The organism is Streptacidiphilus fuscans (assembly GCF_015690355.1).
Taxonomy (GTDB): domain Bacteria; phylum Actinomycetota; class Actinomycetes; order Streptomycetales; family Streptomycetaceae; genus Streptacidiphilus; species Streptacidiphilus fuscans.
This window is the reverse complement of sequence record NZ_JADPRT010000003.1, coordinates 371,670-383,882: the sequence shown is the minus strand read 5'-3', so window position 1 is coordinate 383,882 and position 12,213 is coordinate 371,670. Positions and strand designations below refer to the sequence as shown.

The following is a 12,213-nucleotide window of genomic DNA, read 5'->3' as shown; positions in this document are numbered from 1 at the left end:
TCTCGGGTGGCCGCGTGTTCCACCCGGCTCAACGGTTCCCCAGTGTCTCGCATTCCCGGGGCTTCATGTGCGCGGCACGGTGCGCTGGAGCAGGACCAGCGGTGAGGAGCAGGAGTCCTGCACCAGGAAGACGTCCCAGGTGTGCGCAGGATCAGCGGTGTCGGGGTAGATCAGCGCGAAGACCTGGACGCCGAGGTACTCGCCCACCGCCTCGTGGACCGGGACGCCGGGCTGCTTCGCGGCGGCCAGCACGCAGGCGGCCGCGCTGGGCGAGGCGGACGGCTCTGCGGCCGCACCCGTTCCGGAGGGAGTCGGCTGCGCCGTGCCGGAGCCGGTCCCGGTCCCGTTCCCGTTCGGCGAGGCGTGCGTCCCGGCGGTGGCTGCGCCGGAGGCGGTGGCCAGCCCTGGGGAGAGGGACGCCATGGGCGCCTTGGTGTGGTTCTGGCCCGCCGCGTCCTGGCGCACGATCCCCTGGATCTGCGTGTCGAGGCCCGCGTCGGTGAAGACGAGCTGGCCGGTGTCGGGGCGCGTGGCGCTGGTCTGCGGGGCGGTGGGAGCGGTGCCGATGGCCGGACCGGCGCTGCTGGTCCCGGCGTCGATGTCGCCGCCGCTGGACACCGCGACCCCGATGCCTCCGGCGGCCACGAGGACGGCGAACGTGACCAGCGCCTGCCGCAGGCGTCGCCGTCCGCGCGAGGTCGCGCCAGGGCGGGCCCCGGGGCGGTTGTCGGCAGGACCTCGCCCGGCTCCGGGAGAGGGCGTCGGCACGGGCCCGGAAGGCTCGTCCGAGCCTGCGGCGGCCTCGGCGTCGGGCTCATGCCCGGCCGGTACTGCCTCGGCCTCGGCCGGGACCGCTGCGGCGTCGGTCGGGGTTGCCGCCGCGGTGGCGAGAGCGGCGTCGATGCGGGCGGCGACGTCGTCCGGGATCGGAGCGTCCGCGGCGGAGCGCTCGGCCTGGAGCAGCTCCTGGAGCTCCAGCAGCGCGTCGTGGGTCTCCCGGCAGTCGGCGCAGCTCGCCAGGTGGTCCTCAAGCTCTGCTGTCGCCTCGGGCGAGAGCAGGCCCTCGATGTGGTCGGCCAGGGCATCGGTGTCCGGATGCGCCGAAGGGGACGGCAGATCGGGGTGAACGGTCGACTCGTTCATGCGGTCCGCTCACCTCCTCGGGTCTGGCGGCCTCGGGTCGGGCGCGCTTCCGGTGCTGTCGATGGGACGTCCTGCGCCGGATCCGGGTTCCCTGGGGGCTTGGTTTCCTGACCAAGATCGTTAACTGTCACACGTGTGACACTTAGCGATCTTGATGCGCTGGGCGGCGTCTCCGCCTTCGGCTCGTGTGCTCCGCCGGTCCGCAGATGGCTCAGCTGCGGCAGCAGCTTGGCCCGCCCACGGGCGCAGCGGCTCTTCACCGTCCCCGACGGTACGCCAAGAATCTGTGCGGCCTCGGCGACCCCGTAGCCCTGGAGGTCCACCAGGACCAGTGCAGCCCGCTGGTCCCCGGGCAGGGTGGCGAGGGCGGAGGCGAGCTCACGCCGAAGTTCGCCCCGCTCGACCGAGACGTCGGCGCCCTCGTCCTGGCCGACGGCCGTCTCCAGCGCCGTCTCGTCGTCGACGAGACGGGCGCGACGGGTGGACGCGCGGCGGGCGCGGTCCAGGCAGGCGTTGACGACGATCCGGTGCAGCCAGGTGGTGACGGCGGAGCGGCCCTGGAACGTGTGCGCGGACCGAAAGGCCGACACGAGCGCGTCCTGGAGCGCGTCGGCGGCCTCCTCGCGGTCCCCGAGGGTGCGCAGCGCCACCGCCCAGAGACGGTCCCGGTGGCGCCGCACGAGCTCACCGAAGGCGTCCGGGTCGCCCTCCACATGGCGACGCAGCAGCTCCGCGTCGTCGGCGACCGGTTCGGTCGTCACCTGCACTACACCCCCTCGATGGCCGGGAAAGTCGGGACAAGACTGCCATCTCGGAGGTGTTCGCGTCAGCCCAGGACCGTGATCTCCGAGATCCCGCCCCGGTAGTTGCCCGCCTGACTGGGGTCCGGCGGCAGCGCGGTGATCCGCACCAGCACGAATCGGGTGCGCACCGGCTGGGCCAGCACGCCGCTGTCCAGGCTGGTGCCGGAGACGGCCGCGCTGTTGCTGATGCGCTGGGTGAATCCACTGGTGTCGGCCGGGATCGCGGTGGCGTCCGCGGGCGCGGCCAGGATCTCCATCGTCTGGCCGCCGGTGATCGGGATGACCACCTTGACCTCGGAGACCGACTGCACACTGCCCAGGTCGACCACGATGCCGCTGCCGTCCTTGCGGGTGGGCAGGTTGCCGAAGTTGGCGTAGCCGTTGTAGGTCGAGGTGATCCAGGCGGTGCTGGTGTCGCCGTCGATCGCCAACGGAGCCTTGTCACCCGCTATCGGCTGCGGGTCCAGCGGTGAGAACTCGGTCGCGCTGAAGAGCTTCAGCTTGTTCAGGGTGCGGTGGTTCGCGTTGCCGCCCTGGGTGTTGGAGGCGTCCGGGCCGAGCTGGCTGCTGGTCGAGCCGGTGTTGTTGTGCGACAGCAGCTCCTCGGCCGTGCCCCAGCTGCCCAGCCCGATCGCGCCCAGGACGACCAGCGAGACGACCCACTTGAGCGCCTTGCTCGATCGGCTCGACGGAACGGGACCCGCCGGTGAACCGGCGCGCGTCGGCACCCCTGGACGGCCTCCTCGGCCGTTGTTCCCCCGTTGCCCTGCCTGGGGACCCGGAGCGTTGCCGCGCGCTGCCGCGCCTGCGGCCTGACCCGGGCCGGGCGCTCCGGCTCCGGCGCGCGCAGCCGGCGCGGCGGGCTGGGAAGGGGCCGCCGTGGCCCGACGTGACGGGTAGTCGGGCAGCACCAGCGGCTCGGGAGCGGGCTGGCGGACCTTGGGCAGGGCCACGACCGCCTTGACGAGCTCGTCCGGCGTGGTGATCGGCTCCAGCTTGCTGCCCGTGGTGGCGCAGAGCGTGCGCGCGGTCAGGTCGGACAGGCCCCGGTTGACGCCCGCCCGCACCTGCTCGGCGGGCACGATGCCGACGTTGCGCGGCAGCCCGCGCAGCCCGTGGTGACCCTCGGGGAAGGGCCAGCGGTTGGTGAGGGCGGCGAAGAGCAGCGCGCTGATGGCCTGGGTGTCCTGAAGGGCGGCGTCAGCCTTGTCCTCGGCCTTGATGCCGCGCAGCGCGGCGTTCACGGCGAGACCGTCGATCCGGTACTGGCCGCTGTCGGTGCGCAGCACGGCGGCGGGCGTCAGCCGCAGGTGCGACAGCCCCCGGCGATGGGCGGCGGACAGCGCCTCGGAGAGCTGACGCACCAGCTGGTACGCCTCGTAGGGCTCCAGCGGCTCCGGCAGCAGCAGCTTGTCCAGGCCGGTGGCGTCCGGCAGCCACTCGCGGACGATGTAGACGATCTCGCCGTCCTCGACGGCGTCCAGGACCTGGACGAAGCGCGGGTCGCTCATCAGCGCGGCCTGCCGGGCGGCGGCGAGCACGGCCTTGGCGCGCGGGTGGTGGGTGGAGAGGAGGTGGATCCCGACGGCGCGGCGCAGCTTCTCGTCCATGGCACGCCAGGAGCTGAACGCGTCCGCCTGGGTGATGCACTCTTCGAGGCGGTAGCGGGAGGCGATCCGGTCCCCGCTGTGGCGCTCCGGCGCGGGCGGCGCGGGCACCTCGGCGACGGGTGCGTCGGCGGCCGGCTCTTCGGGCGTAGCGGTCGCGTCCTCGGAGAGGTCCGCGGCGGCGTCCTCGTCGGCCGGGGTGTCAGCCGGGGTGTCGGCCGGCGTGGCGTCAGTCGGCTTGTCGGACGGCTCGTCAGACGTCTCAGGGACGGCCTCGTCGGTCTCGGCGGCCTTGTTCGTCTCGGCGTCGCCGTCGACATCGCCGTCGGCGTCGTCAGCGCTGTCGACGACCTCGTCCGCCGCCGCGTCGTCCGCCTCGCCCTGCGAGGACGTATCCGTCGATGCGTCAGCAGGCCTGTCCGGACCGGCCAGTTCCTCGGCCAGCGCTTCTGCGGACAGCGGCGCAGTCGACTCCGTCGCGTGCTCCGACTTCTCCCGGTCCGCCCGAGGGCCGCCCGTGGTCGCGCCCACGGCCGTCTCGCTGCGCTCTGCCACCGTTGTCCTGCCTCCCCAAACCGCGCGGCCCGTGATGAGGTTCCGGGCCCACGGTCAATTGTGCCAACTCGCCCACCCAGGTACGACCGCCGGAGGGGATTGTTGGTTGCCCGGCAGGGTCGAATTCAGGTCTCCCGTCAACGTCCGATTTTCGCCCGTACCATGCCGAGCAGCGAGTTGAGTTCCTCGATCCGCATCCGCTGGGCGATCACCACGAAAAGTCCCAATTGCACAACGCCTCCCACGGCGAACGCGGCCAGGCCGCCGACACGGCCGGATCCCAGGGCCTGGAGGACGACCATGCAGATCCCGGCGCCCACGATCGCGGGCACGATGCTCGCACCGACCAGTCGGGCGTAGGTGCGCTTGATCCTGGCCCCGTCCAGGTCGCCGATGCGGCGGCGCAGTCGGGGGACGGCCACCATCAGGCCGACCACGTAGGCGACGCCGTAGACGGCGGCCATGCCGGTGACCGCCCAGGCGGCGGGCAGGGCGACGTAGCAGATGGCGGAGAGCAGCGCCTGGCTGACGGCCACCCAGACGGTGTTGTAGAACGGCGTCCTGGTGTCCTCGTAGGCGTAGAAACCGCGCAGCAGCACGTACTGGGCGGAGTACGGAATCAGGCCGAGAGCGAAGGCCGAGACCATGTACCCGATCGAGACCTCGCCGTAGATGACGGCGCCGATCGCGGGGCCGAGGGCAAGGAAGGCGAAGGCGGCCGGGATGATCGCCACAGCGGAGGTGCGCAGGCCGTAGGAGATGTCGTCGCGGACGGCGGTGCCGTCGCCGTCGGCGGCGGCGCGGGAGATCCGCGGCAGCACCGCGCTCATGATCGAGACGGTGATCACGGCCTGCGGCAGCTGCCAGATCAGCAGCGCGTTCTGGTAGGCGACCAGGCCCTTTCCGGCGTCGTGCGAGGCGTCACCGGCGGCGGTGGCCAGCTGGGTGACGACCAGGAAGCCGACCTGGTTGGCCAGCACGAAGAGGAAGGTCCACCTGGCCAGCTTGGCGGCGTGTCCCAGACCGTGTCCGCGCCAGTCGAAGCGCGGCCGGAATCGCAGGCCCGCCTTGCGCAGGTACGGCAGCATCGCCAGCGACTGGACCACCAGACCGAGCAGGGTGCCGATGCCGAGCAGGCGGACGCCCGCGGAGGGGATGGTGTCGGTGTTCATCTGGGTGCTGGACCAGGGCCCGTAGACCCAGATGAACATGCCGAAGGTGAAGATGATGACGATGTTGTTGAGGACCGGGGTCCACATCATCGGCCCGAACTTGCCGCGCGCGTTGAGGATCTGGCCCATCACCACGTGCACGCCCATGAAGAAGATGGTGGGCAGGCAGTAGCGGGTCAGCGCCACGGTGACGCTGGCGGAGGACGCCGAGTCGGTCATCGCGGTGTTGGAGACCATCCGCACCAGCAGCGGCGCGGCCAGGACGGCGAGCAGGACGACGAAGCCGAGACCGACGATGACCAGTGTCAGCAGCCGGTTGGCGTAGGACTCGCCCTCGTCCTCGTCGTTCTTCATGCTGCGGACCAGCTGCGGGACGAAGACCGCGTTGAGCGCGCCGCCGCCGACGAGGATGTAGAGCATGGTCGGCAGCGTGTTGGCGACGCTGTACCGGTCGCCGAGGGCGGCGGTGCCGATGGCCGCGGCGATGATCATCGTCCGCAGGAAGCCGGTGGCGCGGGAGACCAGGGTGCCGGCCGCCATGATCGCGCTGGAGTTGAGGACGCTGGCGACCTTGCCCTTCGGCGCGGCCTTGCCGTCGCCGTCCTCCGCTTCGCCCGGCTCGCGGCCGGGGAGGTCGGCGGGGACCAGCAGCGGGATGGTGCTGGTGGTCTCCGCGACGGCGTCGCCGCCGGCCTCGCCGTAGAGGCTCGGGCCGCTGTCACGGAAGAGGAAGTCGTAGTTCTGGTCCGGCCGCTGTTGCTGCTGCTCGTGCCGGGCCTGTTCGTGCGCCTGCTGGCGTCTGCCCGCACCGCTGATCAGCTCGTCGACGCCGACGTACGGCTGCTGGGGCTGCTGCGGCTGGTTCGGGTCGACATAGGCCTGGCTGAAGCCCTGCGGCGGGTACTGCTGGCCGGGGTAGGGAGGCTGCGGCTGTCCAGGCTGTTGCACCTGGCCGGGCTGTTGCACCTGGCCGGGGTAGGGCTGCTGGCCCTGGAACGGCTGCTGCCCCTCGTACTGCTGCCCCTGGTACTGCTGCCCCTGGTACTGCTGATCCGGATAGGGCTGTCCGGGGTACGGCTGCTGGGCCTGCTGCGCGGGGTCGAAGTGGGCGGGCTGCTGCGGGTAGCCCTGGGGCGCGGCGCCTTGGCCCGGCTGCTGCGGGTATCCGCCCGCACCGGCGTACCCGTCGGTGGCCGGGTAGCCCTGGCCGGGTTGGCCCTGGGCGGGGTAACCCTCTGCCGGATAGCCCTCCGGTACGTAACCCTCGGCGGTGTAGCCGTCCGTTGCGTATGCGTCCGTCGCGTACGGGTCGTGGGCATAGGTCTGATCCAGGTACGGATCAGGCGCGTGCCCGCCCGGGCCCTGCGGGGTCCTGCCGTCGCGCGGCGCGCTCATGCGTCTCTCTCCGGATCGTCACGTTCTGGCCCGAAAAGGCCCGTCAACCGTTTACCGAATGCCTAGCCTCTCATCTGAGGGACGCTACTCGGCGTTGTCCGGCTCCGGGCCCTCGGCGGACGCGGCGGCGAGCGCCGCGTTCTTCTTGCGCTTCCAGTAGAGCCGCAGACCGGCGAGTACCAGCAGCAACCCGCCGCTGGCGATGACCGCGATCACTCCGGCGGAGACCGAGGTCACATTGACCTGGAAGCTCATGGTGTCGAACGGCGTGTCGGGGTTCTGGGCCGTGGCCAGCTCCGCCTTCATGTCGACCGTTCCGTTGGCGAGCGCGGTGACGCGGAATCGGTAGGTCGTCTTGGTGCGGCCACCTGCGATGGTGACGTCCTGCACCGGGTCCGAGTCGATGCGCAGGCGCGGCGACCCCCCCACGATCAGCTTCAGCTGCATCTTGCTGACCGTCTGCTCCAGGTCGTTCTCCACGCTGACGGCGACCGTCGCGGAGGAGTTGTCGCCCGGCACGACCACGTCGGTGGTCTTGGGGATCAGTTGGACCGAGCCCTGCAGGACGCTCAGATATTGGCCCATGTCCGTGCGATAGCTGTCACCGGCGATGGGGTTGTCGCGCCAGGCGGTGGAGACCGAGCGGACCATGGCCGCACTGAACGGGTCGCGGAGGCGGTCCGGGCGGGTCAGGATCTGCTGCAGCTGGGACAGCTGCCCCTGGTAGGTGCCGAGCTGGTTGACGGTCGTGTCGCCGAGCTCGCTGCCGCGCGCCGAGGACGGGTAGGCGTGCGGCGACGGCACCGAGGTGTTGGCGCCCGGGGTGGCACCGGCCTTGACGACGTCGTCGAGGTTGGCGCTCTGCACCCACTTGCCGTCCTGGGCCTCGCTCAAAGCCTTGACCAGCGTCTGCGCGGTCGCGGTGGACATCTCCCGCGGCGGCTGGACGAGGATGTCGCGCTGCTGGTCCGGGTGTTCGAGGGTGATCTCCAGCGTCTCGGCGAGGAACCGCTGGGTGGCCGCGGTCTGCTCGCTCTGCGTGGACAGGTCGCCGGAGAAGATGTCGGTCAGCTGGTTGTCGGCCACGACGGCGGTCATGCCGTCGCCCATCGGGCGGGCCGCGTTGGGCGTGAAGTTGAGGTTGCCGCTGTCGGGCATGCTCGCGCCGTTGACGACGACCTCGTCCGCGCCCATCGACTTGGCCAGTGAGGCGATGGAGGTGTCCACATAGCCCTGGTAGGGCCAGGCCACGTTGTGCTCGCCGTCCACCTGCAGCCGGTCCAGGCCGAGGGAGGTGTTGGCAAGCGGCAGCAGCGCGCTCAGCTGCTGACGGCCGTTGGCGCTGTGGGCGAGCGAGGCCAGGTCCGGGTCGGCGTAGGGCAGCGAGACCACCTCCGGCTTGCCTGCCGCGAGCGCCTGCTGCATGGCCGTGAGCCAGGCCTTGGCGGCGTCCTGGCCGCTGCCCTTGCGCACGCAGTTGCAGGTGGCGTTGGCGCCGGAGGTGTCGCTGCCGGTGAGGACCTGGTAGTCGCCCGTCATCGCGTAGACGGTGTCGATCAGGTCCGGGTTCACCACCCAGGTCAGGTGCAGATTGGTGTTCTGCGCGCCGATCGAGGCGAGCTGGCCCAGCCGGCCGTCGGGGCCGAGCGAGGTCGCCAGGTCGTTGGTGAGGACCGGCTGCTCGACGCCGTTGCTGTCGACGTAGGTCTGCGCCTGGATCGTCGGCGCGTCCGTCACCGGCCAGAGCGTCGCGACCTGGGTGGCCTTGGCGGTGTCGCTGGACGGGTGGATCGGCAGGAAGGTTCGGGCGATGCCGAGCGGCAGGGTGCCGAGCGCGACGCCGTTCGCGGTCTGCGCGTCCACACCGACGAAGTAGACGCCGTCGGGGCTCGACCCGAGGGCGAGCTTGCTGACCGGGACCTTGAGCGAGAACGACGCGCTCGCGCCGGGCGCCAGCGTGCCGATCTGGTCCTGCAGGCTCTGGTCGTCGATCTCGTTCGGGTCGCTCTGCTGCGGGCCGCCCGCGGAGGCGACCGCCTCGATGTCGGAACGGCTGGACATCTGCCTGCCGTAGGTGACACCGACGTGCAGTCCGTTGACCGCGTTCGAGGCGCGGTTGGTGGCCACGCCGCTGAGCGTGACGTCGCCGTCGGGTGCGGGTGCGGCCGGGCTGACCGTGTTCAAGGTCACCTGCACCGAGGCGTGCGCGTCAGCCGGTGCCTCGGTCGTCGCCTGCGGGGCGCGGGCGGCGTTCTGCGTGACGGTGGGCACACCGGTGACGGTGATCCGTGGCGCGGCCTGTGCGGCCGGGGCCAGGGTGGGGCCTGCCAGCAGCACCAGGCCCGAGGCCAGTGAGAGGCGACTCAGTCGTGCGAGCCGTTGCAGTCGTGGTGAGCGTCGCCGCACCACCCGGCTGTTCCTGGGCGCATCGCTCGCCCGCCACCTCCCCGTCGCCGCCTCGCCCACGCGCCCTCGCCGTCCTGATTGCTGCCCCAGCTGCCCGCGCGTTCCGCGCCCTGGCATGGTAACGACGCTGGGCCGTTCGGTGTGCCGGTGGGCAGGACCGGATGGGGGGAAGATCGGATCTGCGGACCGCTTGATCGTCCTGCCGGTTACTCGCAGCGCGGCGGGCCCGTCGGCCCGTACCCTTGTCTGTCGTGTCCAACGCTATGCCGTCCGGCTTCCCCACACCCGAAACCGCACCCGCCGATCCAGCTGTCCAGGCCGCTGTGTCGCACAGCGGCTCGCTGAGCGAGCAACAGGCTGATCGCGTGCGTGAGATCCTGCGCGCCTACCCGGTGGCGGAGGAGCTCGGGCGCCGGTTCCAGCAGGCCGGATTCACGTTGGCGCTGGTCGGCGGCTCGGTGCGGGACGCACTGCTGGGCCGGCTCGGCAACGACCTGGACTTCACCACGGACGCCAGGCCCGAGCAGATCCTCAAGCTGGTCAAGGGCTGGGGCGAGGCGATCTGGGACGTCGGCATCGCCTTCGGCACCGTCGGCGTGCGCAAGAACGACCTGCAGATCGAGATCACCACCTACCGCTCCGAGCTCTACGACCGGAACTCGCGCAAGCCCGAGGTCTCCTTCGGTGACACCATCGAGGAGGACCTGGTCCGCCGCGACTTCACGGTCAACGCGATGGCGGTGCGGCTGCCCGAGGTCGAGTTCATCGACCCGCACCACGGGCTGTCCGACCTGGCCGAGCGGGTGCTGCGCACCCCGGGCACGCCGGAGGCGTCCTTCTCCGACGATCCGCTGCGGATGCTGCGCGCGGCCCGGTTCGCCGCGCAGCTCGACTTCGAGGTCGCGCCCGAGGTCGTCACCGCGATGACGGAGATGGCCGACCGTATCGAGATTGTCTCCGCCGAGCGGATCCAGGGCGAACTCAACAAGCTGGTGCTGTCGCAGCACCCGCGCAAGGGCCTGTCCCTGCTGGTCGACACCGGCCTGGCCGAGCGCGTGCTGCCGGAGCTGCCCGCGCTGCGCCTGGAGCGCGACGAGCACCACCGCCACAAGGACGTCTACGAGCACAGCTTGACCGTGCTGGAGCAGGCCATCGCGCTGGAGGAGACCGGCGAGGGCGACGGAAAGCCGGACCTGACGCTGCGTCTGGCCGCGCTGCTGCACGACATCGGCAAGCCGCGGACCCGCCGCTTCGAGCCGGGCGGCGGCGTCTCCTTCCACCACCACGAGCTGGTCGGCGCGAAGATGACCAAGAAGCGGCTGCGTGACCTCAAGTACTCGAACGAGCTGATCGCGGACGTCTCCCGGCTGGTCGAGCTGCACCTGCGCTTCCACGGCTACGGCAGCGGCGAGTGGACCGACTCGGCAGTGCGCCGCTACGTGCGCGACGCCGGGCCGCTGCTGGACCGGCTGCACAAGCTGACCCGCTCGGACTGCACCACCCGCAACAAGAAGAAGGCCCAGGCGCTCTCCCGTACCTACGACAGCTTGGAGCGGCGCATCGCCGAGCTGAAGGACCAGGAGGAGCTCGACGCGATCCGCCCGGACCTGAACGGCGACCAGATCATGGCGCTGCTCGACATCAAGCCGGGTCGCGAGGTCGGCGAGGCGTACAAGTTCCTGCTGGAACTGCGCCTGGAGCAGGGCCCGTTGGGTGAGGAGGCGGCGACGGCCGCACTCAGGCAGTGGTGGACGGAGCGGTCGGCTTAGCGGGCCCCGCCGCGGTGGCACCCGTCCGCCAGGGCCGGGTGCTCCCGTACACGACGGCGGCGGCGCCGTAGAGCGCCGCTGCCGTCAGCACCACGGTCGCCGAGCGCCCCGAGGTCGGCAGCAGCGCCACGCAGAGCGCGGCTGCGGCCACCAGGGCCCCGTTGAAGAGGACGTCGTAGAGGGCGAAGACGCGTCCCCGGTAGGCGTCGTCGACGTTGCTCTGGACGAGGGTGTCGGTGCTGATCTTCGCGGCCTGGGTGACCAGCCCCAGCGCGTAGGCGGCGACCATGGTCGGCCAGGGGGTGAAGAAGAGGCCCAGCGCGACGACCACTACCGCGCCCAGGGCGCAGCAGGTGGTCAGCCAGCCCGGCACGGTCAGCCGTCGACCTGCCCAGGGCGTCAGGGCGGCGGCGGAGAAGTAGCCCGCGGCCGAGGCGCCCAGCGCCAGGCCCAGCCAACGCAGGCCCGCCGTCTGGTCGCTGGGTGCGGCGAAGGTGTTGCGGCAGAGCATCAGCAGGAGCACAAGCAGCAGTCCGTAGCAGAACCGGCAGACGGTGATCGCGCCGAGGGCGCGGGCGGCGGGCTTGCCCTCGTGGATCAGGTGGCGGAAACCGTCGAGCAGTCCGCGTGCGGTGTCGGCGACGGCGGTCCGGACGGTAGTCTCGTGGGCGTGGTCCAGATCCGAGCGGTCCGGGCCGAGGGAGTCCTTGCCCATGGTCGCGGCGACCAGCGCCGACGACGCGTAGCCGAACCCGGCCAGACAGACCAGCAGGGCGTTGCTGCCCGCGCTGGCCGGCAACGCCAGCCGCACCACGAAGGCCGCGCCGCCGCCGAGAGTGGCGGCCAAGGTACCGGCCGTCGGTGCGAGTGCGTTGGCGCCGATCAGCAGTTGCTCGCTGACGACATGCGGCAGCGCGGCGGAGAGGCCCGCCAGTACGAAGCGGTTGACCCCGGTGACCACCAGGGCCGCGGTGAAGAAAACCCAGGTCGGGGCCTGGATCGCGACCAGTGCGCCGGTGGCCAGGCAGCAGACCAGACGCAGCAGGTTGCCGTAGACGAGCACCTGGCGTCGTCGCCACCGGTCGAGAAGTACTCCGGCGAAGGGTCCGACCAGGCAGAACGGCATCAGCAGGACGGCGAACGCGGAGGCGATGGCAGCCGGCGTCGGCTGCCGCTCCGGGGAGAAGACGACATAGGCCGCCAGCGCGGCCTGAAAGACACCGTCGGAGAGCTGGGAGAGCAGTCGCGTGGCCAGCAGTCGGCGGAAGCCGCGGAGCGTGAGCAGCTCACGCAGGGAGGGATTGCTCGCGGTCGTCGCCACCGGCCAAGCGTGGCACGCCACACGGCAGGAATCACGCGAAAA

Annotated in this window: 7 protein-coding genes; 1 reads left to right on the top strand and 6 read right to left on the bottom strand. The window is 71.4% G+C overall.

Annotation, left to right across the window (positions count from 1 at the left end; all coding sequences use genetic code 11):
• Nucleotides 1-63: 63 nt before the first annotated feature.
• The 5 genes from I2501_RS08885 to I2501_RS08865 form a co-directional block, all read right to left on the bottom strand.
• Entirely contained in the window at nucleotides 64-1,143 is a 1,080-nt protein-coding gene (locus tag I2501_RS08885) for a zf-HC2 domain-containing protein (protein WP_196193315.1), read from the bottom strand.
• Nucleotides 1,140-1,910 (bottom strand): RNA polymerase sigma factor SigM, encoded by a 771-nt coding sequence (sigM, locus tag I2501_RS08880; protein WP_196193314.1) that lies wholly within the window; start codon nucleotides 1,908-1,910, stop codon nucleotides 1,140-1,142. Before sigM ends, I2501_RS08885 begins: the two co-directional genes overlap by 4 nt.
• 59 nt (nucleotides 1,911-1,969) lie before the next feature.
• Nucleotides 1,970-4,108: a serine/threonine protein kinase gene (locus I2501_RS08875; RefSeq protein ID WP_196193313.1), complete on the bottom strand. Its 2,139-nt coding sequence runs from the start codon at nucleotides 4,106-4,108 to the stop codon at nucleotides 1,970-1,972.
• A 137-nt stretch (nucleotides 4,109-4,245) separates the two neighbouring features.
• Nucleotides 4,246-6,675 (bottom strand): murein biosynthesis integral membrane protein MurJ, encoded by a 2,430-nt coding sequence (gene murJ / locus I2501_RS08870; protein WP_196193312.1) that lies wholly within the window; start codon nucleotides 6,673-6,675, stop codon nucleotides 4,246-4,248.
• Nucleotides 6,676-6,759: 84 nt separating this feature from the next.
• Nucleotides 6,760-9,081 (bottom strand): DUF6049 family protein, encoded by a 2,322-nt coding sequence (locus tag I2501_RS08865; RefSeq protein WP_196193311.1) that lies wholly within the window; start codon nucleotides 9,079-9,081, stop codon nucleotides 6,760-6,762.
• 263 nt (nucleotides 9,082-9,344) lie between these two features.
• Here I2501_RS08865 and I2501_RS08860 point away from each other — a divergent pair, with 263 nt between their 5' ends.
• The gene (locus I2501_RS08860) at nucleotides 9,345-10,850 is read left to right on the top strand and encodes a CCA tRNA nucleotidyltransferase (RefSeq protein WP_196193635.1); all 1,506 of its coding nucleotides are present in this window, start codon (nucleotides 9,345-9,347) and stop codon (nucleotides 10,848-10,850) included.
• On the opposite strand, the gene I2501_RS08855 is transcribed toward I2501_RS08860, so the two are convergent.
• Nucleotides 10,819-12,171 carry an MFS transporter gene (locus I2501_RS08855; RefSeq protein WP_196193310.1) on the bottom strand — a complete coding sequence of 451 codons (1,353 nt, stop codon included), beginning with the start codon at nucleotides 12,169-12,171 and terminating at the stop codon, nucleotides 10,819-10,821. The genes I2501_RS08860 and I2501_RS08855 overlap by 32 nt on opposite strands.
• Between the last annotated feature and the right edge of the window lie 42 nt (nucleotides 12,172-12,213).

Excerpts from the sequence above, each read along its gene's own strand:
- I2501_RS08860 (WP_196193635.1), top strand. The coding sequence starts at position 9,345 with ATGCCGTCCGGCTTCCCCACACCCGAAACCGCACCCGCCGATCCAGCT.
- murJ (WP_196193312.1), bottom strand. The coding sequence starts at position 6,675 with ATGAGCGCGCCGCGCGACGGCAGGACCCCGCAGGGCCCGGGCGGGCAC.
- I2501_RS08885 (WP_196193315.1), bottom strand. The coding sequence starts at position 1,143 with ATGAACGAGTCGACCGTTCACCCCGATCTGCCGTCCCCTTCGGCGCAT.